Annotated in this window: 15 protein-coding genes; 6 read left to right on the plus strand and 9 right to left on the minus strand. The window is 70.8% G+C overall.

The annotated features are described in order from the left end of the window. Window positions 1-4: 4 nt before the first annotated feature. The 5 genes from AC1HC7_RS04300 to AC1HC7_RS04320 form a co-directional block, all read right to left on the minus strand. Window positions 5-2,428, minus strand: coding sequence for a GcvT family protein (locus tag AC1HC7_RS04300; RefSeq protein ID WP_479498470.1), 2,424 nt, complete (start codon window positions 2,426-2,428; stop codon window positions 5-7). Between the two features lie 117 nt (window positions 2,429-2,545). Further along, window positions 2,546-3,481 carry a DMT family transporter gene (locus AC1HC7_RS04305; protein WP_479498471.1) on the minus strand — a complete coding sequence of 312 codons (936 nt, stop codon included), beginning with the start codon at window positions 3,479-3,481 and terminating at the stop codon, window positions 2,546-2,548. Further along, entirely contained in the window at window positions 3,478-4,287 is an 810-nt protein-coding gene (locus AC1HC7_RS04310) for an alpha/beta fold hydrolase (RefSeq protein ID WP_479498472.1), read from the minus strand. The genes AC1HC7_RS04305 and AC1HC7_RS04310 overlap by 4 nt, the downstream gene beginning before the upstream one ends. A 338-nt stretch (window positions 4,288-4,625) precedes the next feature. After that, a complete protein-coding gene (locus AC1HC7_RS04315) occupies window positions 4,626-6,191 on the minus strand; it encodes a trimethylamine methyltransferase family protein (protein ID WP_479498722.1) in 1,566 nt (521 codons plus the stop codon). A gap of 213 nt (window positions 6,192-6,404) precedes the next feature. Continuing rightward, window positions 6,405-7,112, minus strand: a complete 708-nt coding sequence (locus AC1HC7_RS04320; RefSeq protein WP_479498474.1) for an HAD family hydrolase — start codon at window positions 7,110-7,112, stop codon at window positions 6,405-6,407. Window positions 7,113-7,360: 248 nt separating this feature from the next. Here AC1HC7_RS04320 and AC1HC7_RS04325 point away from each other — a divergent pair, with 248 nt between their 5' ends. Beyond that, window positions 7,361-7,792: an acyl-CoA thioesterase gene (locus AC1HC7_RS04325; protein ID WP_479498475.1), complete on the plus strand. Its 432-nt coding sequence runs from the start codon at window positions 7,361-7,363 to the stop codon at window positions 7,790-7,792. 192 nt (window positions 7,793-7,984) lie between these two features. Here the strand turns inward: AC1HC7_RS04325 and ttcA are convergent, their stop codons facing one another. From ttcA to rpmH, 4 genes are all read right to left on the minus strand, one after another. Then, on the minus strand, window positions 7,985-8,827 hold the full coding sequence (gene ttcA / locus AC1HC7_RS04330) for a tRNA 2-thiocytidine(32) synthetase TtcA (RefSeq protein WP_479498476.1): 843 nt from the start codon (window positions 8,825-8,827) through the stop codon (window positions 7,985-7,987). Between the two features lie 61 nt (window positions 8,828-8,888). After that, window positions 8,889-9,131 (minus strand): membrane protein insertion efficiency factor YidD, encoded by a 243-nt coding sequence (yidD, locus tag AC1HC7_RS04335; RefSeq protein WP_479498498.1) that lies wholly within the window; start codon window positions 9,129-9,131, stop codon window positions 8,889-8,891. A gap of 17 nt (window positions 9,132-9,148) precedes the next feature. Further along, on the minus strand, window positions 9,149-9,634 hold the full coding sequence (gene rnpA, locus AC1HC7_RS04340) for a ribonuclease P protein component (RefSeq protein WP_479498477.1): 486 nt from the start codon (window positions 9,632-9,634) through the stop codon (window positions 9,149-9,151). Window positions 9,635-9,693: 59 nt separating this feature from the next. Continuing rightward, window positions 9,694-9,828 carry a 50S ribosomal protein L34 gene (gene rpmH / locus AC1HC7_RS04345; protein ID WP_479498478.1) on the minus strand — a complete coding sequence of 45 codons (135 nt, stop codon included), beginning with the start codon at window positions 9,826-9,828 and terminating at the stop codon, window positions 9,694-9,696. A gap of 349 nt (window positions 9,829-10,177) precedes the next feature. Here rpmH and AC1HC7_RS04350 point away from each other — a divergent pair, with 349 nt between their 5' ends. From AC1HC7_RS04350 to AC1HC7_RS04370, 5 genes are all read left to right on the plus strand, one after another. Continuing rightward, window positions 10,178-11,059: a DMT family transporter gene (locus AC1HC7_RS04350; protein WP_479498479.1), complete on the plus strand. Its 882-nt coding sequence runs from the start codon at window positions 10,178-10,180 to the stop codon at window positions 11,057-11,059. Between the two features lie 193 nt (window positions 11,060-11,252). Further along, on the plus strand, window positions 11,253-12,008 hold the full coding sequence (locus AC1HC7_RS04355; protein ID WP_479498480.1) for a TVP38/TMEM64 family protein: 756 nt from the start codon (window positions 11,253-11,255) through the stop codon (window positions 12,006-12,008). Continuing rightward, window positions 12,005-13,462, plus strand: a complete 1,458-nt coding sequence (locus AC1HC7_RS04360) for a dihydrolipoyl dehydrogenase family protein (protein WP_479498481.1) — start codon at window positions 12,005-12,007, stop codon at window positions 13,460-13,462. The genes AC1HC7_RS04355 and AC1HC7_RS04360 overlap by 4 nt, the downstream gene beginning before the upstream one ends. Window positions 13,463-13,756: 294 nt before the next feature. Continuing rightward, window positions 13,757-15,280: a sensor histidine kinase gene (locus tag AC1HC7_RS04365; RefSeq protein ID WP_479498723.1), complete on the plus strand. Its 1,524-nt coding sequence runs from the start codon at window positions 13,757-13,759 to the stop codon at window positions 15,278-15,280. A 23-nt stretch (window positions 15,281-15,303) separates the two neighbouring features. After that, the coding region (locus AC1HC7_RS04370) for a P1 family peptidase (protein ID WP_479498724.1) at window positions 15,304-15,766 on the plus strand (463 nt) is incomplete at its 3' end.

Raw genomic sequence — 15,766 nt, forward strand, 5'->3', positions numbered from 1 at the left:
GGGGTCAGCCGCGCATCCGGGTCCCGTCCGGGTCGAACAGCGGGCGCGCCAGCAGCCGGGCCTTGCGCATTTCGCCGAGGATCTCGATTTCCCAGCCATCGGGCTGCGCGGCGATCGCCTTCGGAACGTAGCCCAGCGCCACCGAGACCCCGGCGCCATGGGCGAAGCCGCCGGAGGTCACCCAGCCCAGCACCTCGCCGTCATGGCTGATGGGTTCGTCGCCGATCACGTCCGCGTCGCCGGCGTCGACCTTCAGCGCGATCAGGCGCAGCTTGCCGCCGCTGTCGCGTTCGGCCCGCGCCGCGGCCTTGCCGATGAAATCCGCGTCCTTGTCATGGGCCACGAAGCGGTCGAGCCCGGCCTCCAGCGGCCCATACAGGGGCCGGTATTCGCGCCCCCAGCTGGCCCAGTTCTTTTCCAGCCGCAGGGAATTCAGCGCCCGCAGCCCGAACAGCTTCAGATCAAAGGCCGCGCCCGCCTGCGTCAGCTTTTCGAACACATGGCGCTGATAGTCGCCGCGCATCCAGATTTCATAGCCCAGATCGCCGGTGTAGCTGACCCGGCCCACCAGGCAGGGCGCAAGCCCCGCGTCCAGGGGCCGGATCGCCATGAAGCGGAAGGCGTCGTTGGAGAAATCCGCGTCGCAGACCGCCGCCATGAGGTCGCGCGCGCGCGGCCCGGCGACGGACAGCCCGCACCAGATTTCGGACAGGGTGTCGATGGAGACCGAGCCGTCCTGCGGCAGATGCGCGTAAAAGTGGCGCAGATGGCATTCCTGCGCCGATCCGGCGCCGGCGAGGAAAAAGTCGTTGTCGCCCAGCCGCGCCAGCGAGAAATCGCCGATCAGCTTGCCGTTGTCGTTGAGCATCGGCGCCAGCGTCATGCGCCCCTGTCGCGGCAGCTTGCAGGCGAAGACGCGGTCGAGCCAGGCCGCGGCGCCGGGGCCGGTGACGCGGAACTTGCAAAAGCCGGAGATTTCCATCAGCCCGACGCGCTCGCGCACGGCTTTCGCTTCCGCGCCCACATGCGTGAAATCGCCGGAGCGGCGCCAGGACAGATCGTCGCTCACCCCCTCGGGCGCGAACCACAGCGGTTGTTCAAGCCCCCAGTTGTCGCCCATCACCGCGCCCGCGGCGATCATGCGGTCATGGATCGGCGTGGTGCGATAGGGGCGGGCGGCGGGCAGTTCCTCGTTGGGATAGCGGATGCGGAAGCGGCGGGAATAGTTTTCGCGCACCTTCTCGTTGGTGTAGCTGAGCGTCGCCCAGTCGCCGAAGCGCGCCACATCCATGCCCCAGACATCGAACCCCGGATCGCCGTCGACCATCCAGTTGGACAGCGCCAGCCCGACGCCGCCGCCCTGCGAGAACCCGGCCATCACCGCGCAGGCGCACCAGTAGCCGGGCAGGCCGCGCACCGGGCCGACCAGCGGGTTGCCGTCGGGCGCGAAGGTGAAGGGGCCGTTGATCGCCTGCCTTATGCCCACATGTTCGATGGCCGGGAAATGCCGGAACCCGACCTCCAGCGACGGGGCGATGCGATCGAAATCCGGCTCCAGCAGCTCCGAGCCGAAATCCCAGGGGGTGGTTTTGGGCTGCCACGGGGTGGCGGCGCGTTCATAGGTGCCCAGCAGCACGCCGTCGCGTTCCTGGCGGGTGTAGATCTCGCCCTCGAAATCGATGATGTGGATCATCTGCTCGCCGGTGGCTTTCTGGTGTTCGACCACCTCGGGGACGGTTTCGGTCAGCAGGTAATGGTGCTCCATGGCCAGCACCGGCAGTTCCAGCCCGACCATGCGCCCGACCTCGCGCGCCCAGAGCCCGCCGGCGTTGATCACGTGTTCGCAGGTGAAATCGCCCTTGTCGGTGGCGACGATCCAGCCGTCGGGGCCGCGGGTCAGGCTTTCGACCTTGTGCTTTTCCCTGATCTGCGCGCCGAGGATGCGGGCGGATCTGGCGTAGGCGTGGGTCGTGCCCGAAGGGTCAAGATGGCCCTCGATCGGGTCCCACAGCCCGCCGATGAATTGTCTGGGGTCGAGGATCGGGAAGCGGTCCCGGGCCCATTCGGGGGTGACGATTTCCAGCTCCATGCCCATGTAGCGCCCGCGCGCCCGGGCCTGACGCAGCGCGTCCATGCGGTCCTCGGTCTTGGCCAGCTGCACGCCGCCGGTCAGGTGCAGCCCGCAGGACTGGCCGGACAGTTCTTCGATTTCCCTGTATAGTTCAACGGTGTATTGCTGCAGCTTGGCGACATTCGGATCGCCGTTCAGCGTGTGAAAGCCGCCCGCCGCGTGCCAGGTCGACCCGCAGGTGAGCGTGTCGCGCTCCAGCAGGCAGACATCGCTCCAGCCGCGTTTCGCCAGATGATAGAGCACGGAGCAGCCGACGACGCCGCCTCCGATGACGATGGCGCGGTGATGTTCGCTCATGGCAGGCTCCCTTTGCTTGCGGAAACGATACCGCGGCCCTCCGCCGCGGCCCGCCAGTTTGAGACATGCATCTGTCGCAATCCGGCCGGGCGGCGCCCCCCGGGGGGACGGGGGGCGTCAGGCGGACCGGGCGAGGGCGCGCCGGACCCGGTCCCACGACATTTCCACCAGCACCGATCCGGTCACCAGCACGATCGCGGCCACCTGGAAGGCGCTGGGGAACTGGGCGAGGATCAGGATGGCCAGCGCCGCGGCGATCACCGGCTTGAGGAAGAACAGATACGAGGCGCGGGTGATGTCGGGCGCCGCCGCCAGCCCGCCGAACCAGACCATCTGCGTGAAGGTGGTGTTCCACAGGGCCAGGATCAGCAGCGACCACATGGCCAGCGGCGGCCGGTCGGCGATGGTCAGCGGGTTGACCCAGATCCCCCAGGCGGCGCCCACCAGCAGCCACAGCCCGATGCCGCCGATCATCATCGACAGCGCGATGATGCGCATCGCCCCGTGCTCGGCGATCACCGGGCGCACGATCACCGCGTAGAACGACCCGGAGGCGGCGCAGACGATCGCCAGGCCGACGCCGATCAGCGACCGGGCGTCGCCGGCCAGCGCCGCGATGGCGCCGTCGGTGATCAGCAGCGCCACCCCCAGCACGGCCAGCGCGCCGGTGACGATCTTCACCTGTCCGGGCCGCTGGCCGTTGATCAGCCAGTTGGCCAGCATCACGAAGATCGGCATGGTGGTGACCACCGTCGCCACCTGGATCACCGTGGCGTAGTCGAGCGCCCAGTGGAACGCCAGATAGGTGATCGACACGCCCCACAGCGACAGCAGCGCGATGCGCGGCCCGTCGCGGCGCAGCGGGGTGATCAGGTCGCGGCTTTCGGCGTGGAACTGCGACCAGACCACCAGCCCGAAACCGCCGATCAGGTAGCGCCAGACCGAGACCTCGGGCCCCGAGATCCCCGACAGCACGGCGAAGAATTCCGACGAGGCATGGCCGGTGACGCCGATGAGCACCGCCAGATAGGCCCAGCGCGGATCGATCTTCACGGGCAGACCTCGCGCGCGAAGGCGGCCAGGCTGCTTGCCAGCCTTGCGGGGCGCTCGACGGGCAGCATGTGGCCCGCGTCGTCCCAGTCCTCGCGGCGATGGTCCGGGATCGAGGCGGCGAGGCGGTCGATCACCTCGGCGTCGCGGAACACCCGGTCATGCAGCCCGGTGATCACCAGCGTCGGCGCGGCGATGCCGGCCCAGTCCGCGTTCCAGTCGGTGGCCGGGGAATTGCGCAGCAGGTTCATGTGCCCGTGTTCGGGGGGCAGCGGCGCGTAGTCGGCGGACAGGGCGTTCGGGCGCATCGCCGCCAGCGATTCGGGGTTGAGCAGCATGGGCATCAGCGCATCGGTGAACAGCCCGATGCCGCCAAACGCCGCCACCCTTGGCAGCGCGTCGTTGACCCAGGCGATGCGCGGCCCGATCTCGCGCAGGGTGTTGAGCAGCACCAGGCCCTCGGCCCTGGCGCCGCTCAGCAGGGCGCGGGCGGCGTAGAGCCCGCCGATGGACAGGCCGACGAGGATCGGGCGCGCCGGGGCGCATTCGGCCAGCACGCGGTTGAGGTCGTCGATGATCACCCGGTCGGTGATCTCCAGCCCGGGGCCGAAACGCGACCCCGCCTGACCGCGGAGATTCCACGACAGGGTTCCAAAGCCCTGCGCGCGCAGGGCGGGGGCCACCTCGGCCTCCCAATGGTCGGTGCTGCCGGTGAGCGCGTTGACGAACACGAATGTCGGCGCGCCGTCGCGGCCGGGCGCTTCGTGCAGCGCGAACAAGGCGTTGGAATCGTCGATTTCGATGAGCATGGTCTGGTGTCCCCCGCATGCCCCGGCCGGGTCTCGATCGCTCGACTCGGGGTTTTGGCGCAGGATAGGCGGGCGCGGCCCGCAAGGCGAGCGGTCAGACCTCGCAGCGATAGGAATCGTAGGCCACATCGCCGGTCCAGGCCCAGGCGGCGACGAAAGGCCGCGCGCCGGAGCGGCTGGCATGGGGCGCCGTCGAGGGGTGGAAGACCCGCGCGCCGGGGCCGAGCCGGCGCGGCGGCGATGGGCGAGGCCTCGGCGGCGAAAACCCCGGCCAGGGCCCGCATGAAATCGGGCAGTCGCGCATCGACGGGCATGGCCGCGCCCCCTGCGCAAACAAGTCAGAAATCGGTGGGGGCGCCGCCCTCGGCCTTGCGCCGGGCGACGAAATCGCCCAGTTCCTCGGCGATGCCGGGGGCGATGGGCGGCGCTTCGAATTCGGCCAGAATGGCTTTCCAGACCTTGTTGGCCCGGTCGGCGGTCCAGACCGCGCCGGCTTCGGACCAGGCCTCGTAATTGCGCCAGTCGGACAGGAAGGGTTGATAGAACGCGGTCTCGTAGCGGTCCTGGGTGTGCTGGGCGCCGAAGAAATGGCCGTGGGGGCCGACCTCCTTGATGGCGTCAACGGCGATGTCGTCCTCGGTGACGCCCACCGGCCGCAGATAGGCCTGCACCTGCTGAAGCAGTTCGCAATCCATGACGAATTTCTCATAGGAGGCGATCAGCCCGCCTTCGAGCCAGCCGGCGCCGTGATAGACCACGTTCACCCCGGCGCTCACATCGGCCCACATGGACAGGGTGCTTTCCCACATCGCCTGACCGTCCGGCGCGTTGGAGGCGCAGGCGTTGGAGGCGCGCATCGGCAGCCCGTAGAAGCGGCACATCTGTCCCGACATCTGGGTTGCGCGCATGTATTCCGGGGTGCCGAAGGCGGGGGCGCCGGATCTCATGTCGACGTTGGAGGTGAAGGATCCCAGCACGCAGCCGACCCCGGGGCGCACGCATTGCAGCAGCACGATCGCCGCCAGCCCCTCCGCCACGAATTGCGTGACCGCGCCGGCCAGCGTCACCGGCGCCATGGCGCCGGCCAGCGTGAACGGCGTGACGATCACCGGCTGGCCGCGCCGCGCGCAGCGCATGGCGCCGTCGAGCATCGGCCAGTCATGCTTCAGCGGCGAGGATGAATTGATGTTGGTGTACATGCGGGGCTGCGCTTCGAATTCCGCCTCGGACAGCCCGCCGGCGATGCGCACCATCTCCATCACGTCATCGACGCGCTCGGGCCCCAGCGAATAGGCGTGCACCGCCTTGTCGGTGAGCAGCAGCTTGTCATGCAGGCAGTCCAGATGCCGGGTCGAGGCGTGCAGGTCCATGGGCTCCACCGGGTAGCCGCCGGCGAAATGGATGCAGTTGAAATACTGCGTGAGCTTGACGAAATCGCGAAACGTCTCGCGGTCGCCGACCCAGCGGCCGCGATCCATGTTCATCGCGTTGGGGGGCGAGGACACGTTGCCGAACACCATGTTGCGCCCGCCGATGGTGATGGCGCGGTCGGGGTTGCGCGGGGTGATGGTGAAGCGCGGCGGCGCCAGCGCCACCTTCTCCATGACGAAATCCCGGTCCATGCGCACCCGGTCGCCGTCGGGGGTCACGTCGCAGCCGGCCTTGCGCAGCACGGCTTTCGCGTCCTCGTTGAGGAATTCGATGCCGATTTCCTCCAGCACCCGCATGGCGCCGTTGTGGATCGCCTGCACGCCTTCGGGGGAAAGCGGCTCGGTGGGGGCGTCGATATTGACCGGCGGGTTCCAGGGCGACTGGCTGATGGCGGCGCCGGCGTTGCGCCGGGCGTTGCCGGCGCGCCCGCCGCCCGCGCGTCTTCGTGGTTTGCCGTTCGTTCGCGTCGCCATGCCGGTGTCCTCCCTGACTGTTGGCACAGAGCAACAGGTCGGATCGGGCATTGCTGCGTCGGATGCGACCTTCTGAACGTCGCATTCCGGTTTCTTGCGGATGATTTCGGGGTTTTGCGCGGGGTTTTGCGCGGGGTTTTGCGGCGGGGGTTTTGCGGCGGGCGTGCGGGGGGCGTGCGGCGGGCGTGCGGGGGGCGTGCGGGGGGATCGGCGTCAGGCGATGCGCGCCAGCAGCGCCGGCAGATCGCCGATATGATCAAGCACGTGATCGGCATGGGGGGCGAGTTCGGCGCGGCCCGCCGGGCCGGTCAGCACCGCGATGTTGGCCGCGGTTCCGGCCGCGCGCCCGGCATGCAGATCGTGCAGGCTGTCGCCGATCATCGCCACCTCGCCCGGGCGCCGCCCGGTGGCGGCGCAGAAGGCGTCGACCATGCCCGGGCCGGGCTTCAGCCCGTGGCCGCTGTCATAGCCGCAGATGAAATCGAACCGGTCGAGCGCCCCGACCGCCGCCAGATGCGCGCGCGCCGGGGCCTCGCCGTCATGGGTGGCGACGCCGAGCGCATAACCCGCGCCGATCAACCCGTCGAGCAGCGCAGGCAGGTCCGCGACCGCCGGGATCATGCCCTTGTCGGCCACGTTCGCCGCAAGCGCGTTGGCCCGGTCCTCGATGGCGCCGGCGCTCCAGCCGTCGAGCATCCCGGCCCAGATCGCGGCGATGTCGGCGGTGGGCCCGGCGACGATGGTCGATCCGGGGGTGAAGGCGCCCGATTGAAGATCGAAGCCCACGGCGGCGCCGAGCCGCGCCTGCAGGGCCGGATCCTCCGGCGCCAGCATGGCCAGCGCCGCGCCGGCGAAGCCGCGCCAGGTGGCGCTGAAATCGAACAGGGTGCCGTCCTTGTCAAAGACGATGCCGGTGATCATGGGCGAATCCCGCGCTTGCGGGCGCGAGGCGCGGCCGCTGGCGCCGTTATGGCCGAGCGTCGCGCGTCGCTCAAGCCGATAGGCGCCGGGGCGGCGATCCGATTGGCCCCGGGGCGGCGTGCGCGGGCGGCGCGGGTCGCATTGCGCTTGGCGCGGGTCGCATTGCGCTTGGCGCGGGTCGCATTGCGCTTGGCGCGGGCGGGGCCGCGGGCTAGCCTGCGCCCGCCCGCCTTCGCACCGGAGATCCCATGAAAGCCGACCGCCCGACCCGCGCCGCCTACGCGCATTTCCAGCAGATGACGACGCGCCTGCGCGACAATGATTTCTATCACCACATGAACAACGCGGTGTATTACGAATACTTCGATACCATCCTGAACCAGTGGCTGATGGAAAAGGCCGGCATGGAGATCCCCGGCGGCGCGATCATCGGGCTGGCGGTGGAGACCCGCTGCGCGTTTTTCGCCAGCCTGGAATTTCCAGATCTGGTGAATGCCGGGATGCGGGTCGGGCGGGTCGGGCGCAGTTCGGTGACCTACGAGATCGCGCTGTTTCGCAACGACGAGGACCTCGCCTGCGCCGGCGGCCATTTCATCCATGTCTATGTGGACGCGAAAACCCGCCGCCCGGCGGCCCTGCCCGAACGCCTGCGCGCGGCGCTCGGCGCGTTGCGGGTCTAGATCAACGCCCCGATCGCGACGGCGATCAGCGCCGCGCCCAGGATCCGGGCCGGGACATGGACGATGGCGCCCGGCCCGCCGGCGGCGTTGCAAGCCGGGCATGGCGATCCCCTGTTCAGGATCGCCACCAGTTCGACACATGGGCGTCGCCTCGGCAACGCTTTGCGCGGGGCGGCGTCCCGGCGCGGGGGCTCAGCCGACGGATTCCGGCGCGCCGGCGCGGGGCAGGGCGGCGAAATCGAACAGATCCGCGTCCAGCAGATGGCTGGGGCGGATGTTGGTCAACGCCTTGAACATCACCTGCCGGCGCCCGGGCGACCGGCGTTCCCAGTCGTCGAGCATCCGCTTCACCTGCTGGCGTTGCAGCCCGTCCTGCGATCCGCACAGGTCGCAGGGGATGATCGGGTAGCCCATGGCCGCGGCGAAGCGGGCGCAATCGGCCTCGGCGACCAGCGCCAGCGGGCGGCACAGATGCAGGTCCCCGGCCTCGTTGCGCAGGCGCGGCGGCATGGTGGCGAGCCTGCCGCCGTGAAACAGGTTCATGAAGAAGGTTTCGAGGATGTCGTCGCGATGATGGCCGAGCACCACCGTCGAACAGCCCTCCTCGCGAGCGATGCGATAGAGATGCCCGCGGCGCAGGCGCGAGCACAGGGCGCAGTAGGTCCTGGTTTCGGGGATCTTGTCGGTGACGATGGAATAGGTGTCGCGGCAGTCGATGCGATGCGGCACGCCCATGCGCGCGAGAAACTCCGGCAGCACCGTGGCCGGGAACCCCGGCTGGCCCTGATCGAGATTGCAGGCCAGCAGATCCACCGGCAGCAGCCCGCGCCATTGCAGTTCGGTGAGCACCGCCAGCAGGGTGAAGCTGTCCTTGCCGCCGGACAGGCAGACCAGCCAGCGGGCGCCTTTCTCGACCATGGCGTAGGTCTCGATCGCCTCGCGCGTCAGGCGCACCAGCCGCTTGCGCAGTTTCTTGAATTCGGTGGTCGAGGGCGCGCCATGAAACAGCGGGTGGATGTCGTCATTGTCGCGCATGTGCGGGCCTCGGGGTCGGGGTCGGGGTTGGGGGGCATGGCGGGGCGGGGCGGGGCGGGCGTCAGGGATCGCGCGGGGGATCCTTGGGCGGCACCGGATCATGGCCCGATCCGCCCAGCGGGTGACACGAAAAAATCCGCTTGAGCGCCAGCCAGCCGCCTTTCAGGGCGCCGTGGGTCGCCAGCGCCTCCAGCGCGTAGCTGGAACAGGTGGGGGTGTAGCGGCAGTTGGATCCGAGCCAGGGCGAGATCACCAGCCGGTAGACATGCACCGGCAGGGACAGGATGCGCGCGCCGGCGCCCATCTTGCCGGCGCCGCGAGTCATGCGCCCTTGCCCTTGCGGCTGCCCTTGCGCCGCGGCGGTCCGCCGCGCCCGGCCTTGCCGTCATGCAGCCGCGCCAGCGCGGTTTCCAGATCGGCGAGCAGCGCGCGGAACGGCCGGTCGGCGGTGGCCTGCGCCCGCCCGATCAGCACGTAGTCCCAGCCGGGGCGGGCGCGGGCCGGCAGGATCTCGGCCGCGGCGGCGCGCAGGCGCCGCTTGGCGCGGTTGCGGGCCACGGCGTTGCCGACCTTTTTCGAACAGGTGTAGCCGATGCGGACCGGCGTCGGGCTCGGCTCGTCCCCGGGGCGCGCGCGGCCCTGCACCACCATGCCCGGCGCGCTCCAGCGCGGGGCGCGGGCCGCGGCGAGGAAATCGCGGCGTTTTTTCAGCACCGAAATCGCCGGCCCCGGCGTGGCCGCCGCGTCCGGGCAAGACGAAGGGGCGTCCGCCTGCCCCGATCCGGGTTTGGCGGACGCCCCTTGCATGGTCATGTCATCCTCGCGAGACCGATCCCGCCCGGCAAGGCCCGGGCGCGGGGATCCGGTCAGGCGGACAGCTTCTTGCGGCCCTGCGCGCGGCGCCGGTTGATGATCTTGCGGCCGTTCTTGGTGGCCATGCGCGAACGGAAGCCGTGGCGCCGGGCGCGAACCAGCCGGCTGGGCTGAAAAGTGCGTTTCATCGCTGTTCTCCTGGTCAGACGTCGCCAGCGGCGCCCGTTCGCGTCAGGCGCCGTCGCGGCCCCTGCGCTGTGTCATTCGAATTCGGAGCCGCGCGTATAGCTCGCGGCGCCGGGCAAGTCAATCGGCGTTGCGGGCGGCGCGCCCCGAAATCAGTCCCGAAATCAGTCCCGAAAGCGGGCCGGAAACCGCCGGCCGCCGCCGCCCGCGCGCCCCGAGCGAGGGTCCGACGCAGGTTCCGATTCGGGGTCTGATTCGGGGTCTGATTCGGGGTCTGATCGGCGCCGCGCATTGTCAGTTGCATGGCGCGGAGATCGCCGCAAGGATGCGCCGTGACACAAGGGGGCGCGCATGGGCAAACCGATCGGCTACGCACTGGTCTTCGCCGCCGCCCTGGCCTGGAGCACGGCAGGGCTTTTCACGCGCGTCGTGTCCGCCGACATCCCCACGACGCTGTTCTGGCGGTCGCTGAGCGGCGGGCTCTGCGTGCTGGCGCTGGCGGTCTGGATGCGCCGTCGCCGGGGCGGGGGCTGCGGGGCGCGCGATCTGTTCGCGCTCAGCCGCGGCGAGGCGTTGATCACGGCGCTGTCGGCCATCGGCATGATCTTTTTCATCGCGGCGTTCTTTCATGCCAGCATCGCCACGGTGTCTTTCATCTACGGGGCGATGCCGCTGGTCACCGTGGCGCTGGCGGCGGTCGCGCTGGGGCGCCGGCAGGATCTTGCGACCTGGCTGTGCTGCCTGACCGCGGCGCTGGGGGTCGGGCTGCTCGCGGGCGGGGCGCCGGCCGGCGAATGGCTGGGGATGGGGCTGGCCTTCGGCATGACGTTTTTCATGGCGGCGCTGACCGTCGCGGCGAAGGCGCATCCCGATGCGGACCCGATCAAGGCCACCTACATGTCGGCGTTTCTGGGGGCGGCGGTCGTGGCGCCGCTGGTGCGCTTCGACGGGATCCCGGCGGCGGATTATCTGTGGCTGTGGCTTTACGGGTTGGTGAATGTGGGGCTCGGGTTCGGCGTCTATCTGCTTGGGGTGGCGCGGATATCGGCGGCGGCGGCGGCGCTGGTCGGGCTGGCGGAGGTTCCCCTGGCCCCGGTCTGGGCCTGGGCGCTGTTTGACGAGCGCGTGGGCGCGCGCGCGGCGCTTGGCGGCGCGATCGCGCTGGGCGCGGCGGCGGCGCACCTGATCCGTCAGCATCGCGCCGCCGCCCCGGCGGACGGGCGCGGGGGCTGAGGCGCGGGGGCTGATCGGCCCGGCGCGAGGCCCGCGCCGGATCCGCATCGCGCAATTCACCAATGAAACATTCAATCAAGCGGCTTCAACGCCCTGTGATGGGGCTTTCGCGGCGGCGGCGGCTCTGCGCATATCCAGGGAACACGCAGTCTTGGCGCGAGGATCGGCGCATATGTCCACTGGGACGACTTCTTTGGCGAAACCTTCCGGATCGCAAACCCCGCCCCCCGCGCCCAAGGGCGGCGGCTGGCGGCGCTACGGTCCGCTGGCGCTGCTGCTGATCGGCAGCGCGCTGGGATTCTGGCTCCTGCGCGACTGGCTGAGCTTCGACGCCCTGCGCGACAATCGCGAATCGCTGATGCAGTGGCGCGATTCCAACTACCTGCTGGCGGCGGCGGTCTACATGCTGGCCTATGTGGCGGTGGTGGCGTTCTCGCTGCCCGGGGCGCTGGCCATGACGCTGACCGGGGGGTTCCTGTTCGGGCTCGTCGCCGGCGGGGCCATGATCCTGTTCGCGGCGACCATCGGCGCCACCGCGATCTTTCTGGCGGCGCGCGCCGGGCCGGGCGAGGCGATGCAGGAAAAACTGAAGGGCTCGCATGGCTTCATGGCCCGGCTGCAGGCCGGCATCGCCGAAAACGAGGTGAGCTACCTGCTGCTCATGCGGCTGGTCCCGGCGGTGCCGTTCTTCATCGCCAACCTGGCGCCGGCTTTCCTTGGCGTGTCGCTGCGCAACTACGTGCTGACCACGTTTTTCGGCATCATGCCGGGGACGCTGGTCTACACGTGGGTGGGGTCGGGGCTCGGCGAGGTGTTCGACCGGGGCGAGAGCCCGGATCTGGGGATTTTCTTCGAACCGCAGATCCTCGGGCCGATCGTGGCGCTGTGCCTGCTGGCCCTGCTGCCGGTGCTGCTGCGCGCGCTGCGTCGGCGCAGGGGGCGGGCATGACCCCGCGCGACGACTCCGGCGGCGTCGACGCCGCGGCGCGCGCGGTTCTGCGCCCGGATCTCTGCGTCATCGGCGGCGGCTCGGGCGGGCTGTCGGTGGCGGCGGGGGCGGTGCGGATGGGGGCCTCGGTGGTGCTGATCGAGGGCGCCAAGATGGGCGGCGACTGCCTCAATTACGGCTGCGTGCCATCCAAGGCGCTGCTGGCGGCGGCGCGCCATGCCCATGCGATGACCGCGGGCGCGCGGTTCGGCGTGGCGCCCGCGCCGCCGCAGGTCGATTTCGCCGCCGCCAAGGCGCATGTGGCCCGGGTGATCGCCGGCATCGCGCCCCATGATTCGGTCGAACGCTTCGAAGGGCTCGGGGTCACGGTGATCGAGGCCCATGCGCGATTCGTTTCGCCGCGCGCGGTCGAGGCGGGCGGGCGGCGCGTCGAGGCGCGCCGCTTCGTGATCGCCACGGGGTCCTCGCCGATCGTGCCGCCGATCCCGGGGCTGGCCGCGGCGCCGCATTTCACCAACGAGACCATCTTCGATCTGCAGGAGCGGCCCGAGCATCTGCTGATCATCGGCGGCGGCCCCATCGGCATGGAGCTGGCGCAGGCGCATCGCCGCCTCGGCGCCCGGGTGACGGTGCTGGAGGGCGCGACGGCGCTTGGCGCCGAGGATCCCGAGATCGCCGCCATCGCCCTCAAGGCGCTGCGCGGCGAGGGCGTGGAGATCGTCGAGAACGCGATGATCGCCGAGGTGACGGCGACGGCGGGCGCGGTGACGCTGCGCGACGACGGGGGGCGCAGCTGGAGCGGCTCGCATCTGCTGGTGGCGGCGGGGCGCAAACCCAATCTGGCGCGGCTCGATCTGGAGTCGGCGGGGGTTCGGGTCACCCGCGCCGGGGTCAGAACCGATCGCGGGCTGCGCACGAGCAATCGGCGGATCTACGCCGTCGGCGACGCGGCGGGGGGCATGCAATTCACCCATGCGGCGGCGTATCACGCCGGGCTGGTGATCCGCTCGGCGTTGTTCCGGCTGCCGGCGAGGGTCTCCGAGGCCCATGTGCCGCGGGCCACCTACACCGATCCCGAGATCGCCCAGGTCGGGTTGAGCGAGGCCGAGGCCCGCGCCGCCCATGGCGACCGGCTGGAGGTGCTGCGCTTCGACTACGCCGACAACGACCGCGCGAGGGCGGAGCTGGCCACAGAAGGGCTGATCAAGGTGATGGTCTTCAAGGGTCGCCCGGTGGGGGTCTCGATCGTCGGGCGCCAGGCGGGCGAGCTGATCGCGCTCTGGTCGCTGGCGATCGCGCAGCGGCTGAAGATCGGCGCGGTGGCCGGGATGATCGCGCCCTATCCGACGCTGGCCGACCTGAACAAGCAGGCGGCGGGGCGGTATTTCGCGCCGCGCCTGTTCGAAAGCCGTCTCGTCAAGCGCGTGGTGCGCCTGCTGGCCCGGCTGGGCTGACGCCGGCGCCCGCGTCGCGCGCCGCCGTCGCCATGGCCGCGAACAAGGGCCGGCGCCCGCCATGGGTCGCCCGCCATCCCCAGAAATGCGGAACGCATTTCTCCTGCGGGCAAGCCCGCAGGGCGCAGGCGAAGCCTGCGCGGGGATGGCTTCGCCGCGCCGCCGCGAAGACCGGGGCCGACGGGGGGCGGGGCGACGCCGCCAAAGGCCCCGCCGGGACCGTCGCGCGACGCCCTGCGGGGCAACTCGCCCTTGTGGCGCGGGATTGCCTCGGCATATGGTCGCGCCGGAACAATGCGAAAGGCGACGAGGCAGGTGATACTGATCCGCTCCCTCTCGGGCAGGCTGCTGCTGCTGACCATCGTGTTCGTGATGATCGCGGAAGTGCTGGTCTTCGTGCCCTCGGTGGCGCGATTTCGCCGGGATTACCTGCAGGAGCGCCTGACCCGCGCGCAGATCGCCTCGCTGGCGCTGCTGGCAACTCCCGATCACATGGTGATGCCCGAACTGGAGGCGAAGCTGCTCGACAACGCCGGGGTGCGCAGCATCGTCTTCCAGCGCAACCTGGCGCGCGAGCTGATGCTGGCGGGCGACATGCCGCCGGCCATCGACGAGACCTTCGATCTGCGCGGCGCCGGGCCGCTGACGCTGATCCGCGACGCGCTGGCCTGCGTGGTGGCCCCGGCCGGCAGGGTGATCCGGGTGATCGGCATGGCCGGCGCCGGCGGCGACGACGTCATCGAGGCGGTGCTTGACGAGGCGCCGCTGAAGGCCAGGATGATCGATTTCGGCTTTCGCGTGCTGGTGCTGTCGCTGATGATCTCGGTGGTGACCGCGGCGCTGATCGTGTTTTCGGTGCGCCGGTTCCTGGTTCGCCCCATGACGGCCGTCATCGACAACATGCGCGCCTTCCAGCGCAATCCCGAGGATGCCAGCCTGATCATTTCCCCTGACAGCGGCATCGCCGAGATCGCCGCCGCGCAGGCGGCGCTGGCGGAGATGGAGACCGGCATGCAGGGCGCCCTGCGCCAGAAGGCGCGGCTGGCGGCGCTGGGCGAGGCGGTGGCCAAGATCAGCCATGATCTGCGCAACATTCTCAGCACCGCGCAGCTGCTTGCCGACCGGCTGGAGGGCAGCGTCGATCCGACGGTGGCGCGGGTGGGGCCGAAGCTGATCTCCTCGCTGGACCGGGCCATCGCGCTTTGTCAGTCGACGCTCAGCTTCGGCAAGGCCGAGGAGGCGCCGCCGGAGCCGCGACTCGTGGCGCTTCGGGCGCTGGTCGAGGAGGTGCGCGCCGGGGTGTTCGCCGATTCCGACGGCGCCGACGCCCAGGGGCGGCAGAAATTCCTCAACAAGGTCCCGGCGGAGACGACGGTGCTGGCGGATCCCGATCAGTTGTACCGGATCCTCAGCAACCTCGTGCGCAACGCCCGCCAGGCGCTGGAGGCGACGGGGCGCGCCGGCGCCGTCTCGGTCTGCGCCGCGCAATCCGGCGAGGGGCTGCGCATCGACATCTGCGACGACGGCCCGGGCCTGCCGGCGCGGGCGCTCGACAACCTGTTCACGCCGTTCAAGGGCGGCGCGCGGCGCGGCGGTTCCGGGTTGGGGCTGGCGATCGCGGCCGAACTGGCGCGGGGGCATGGCGGCGACGTGACCCTGCTGCGCTCGACCACCGAGGGCACGGTGTTCAGGGTGACGCTGCCCAACGGCTTGCGCGCCCCGGATGGCGGGCGGGCGCCGCGCGACGACCGGGCCAACGGGGCGCCGGACGGCCCGGGCCGGCAGCCGCCCGACGCGCCGCCCTCGACCGGCGCCTGACCCGCGCCGCGAAGGAAACCGCCATGACCAGACCCGTCCCATCCCGCGGCCCGGCGCCGGGGCCGCGCAATCACCTGATCGACGTGGCCGGGCTGCGCGTGGGCCACGCCCATGACGAGCCCGCACGCAGCGGCGTCACGGTGATCCTGTGCGATCGCATGACCGTGGCCTCGGTGGATGTGCGCGGCGGCGGCCCCGGCACGCGGGAGATCGACGCGCTCGCTCCGGAAAATCAGGTCGGCGCGGCGGACGCGATCGTGCTGGGCGGCGGCTCGGCGCTGGGGCTCGGCGCGGCGGACGCCGCGGCGGCGGCGCTGAGCGCGCGCGGGCGCGGCATCGCGGTGGAGCGCGGCCACCCCACGGTGCCCATCGTTCCAGCCGCCATCCTCTACGACCTCGGGCCCCACAGCGCCGCGGCCTTCGCCGCCGCGGGCGGGCCGCCCCATCCCCGCCTGGCGCGCGAGGCGCTGGCGGCGGCGGGGGCTG

The sequence above is a fragment of the Oceanicella sp. genome (assembly GCF_056449545.1).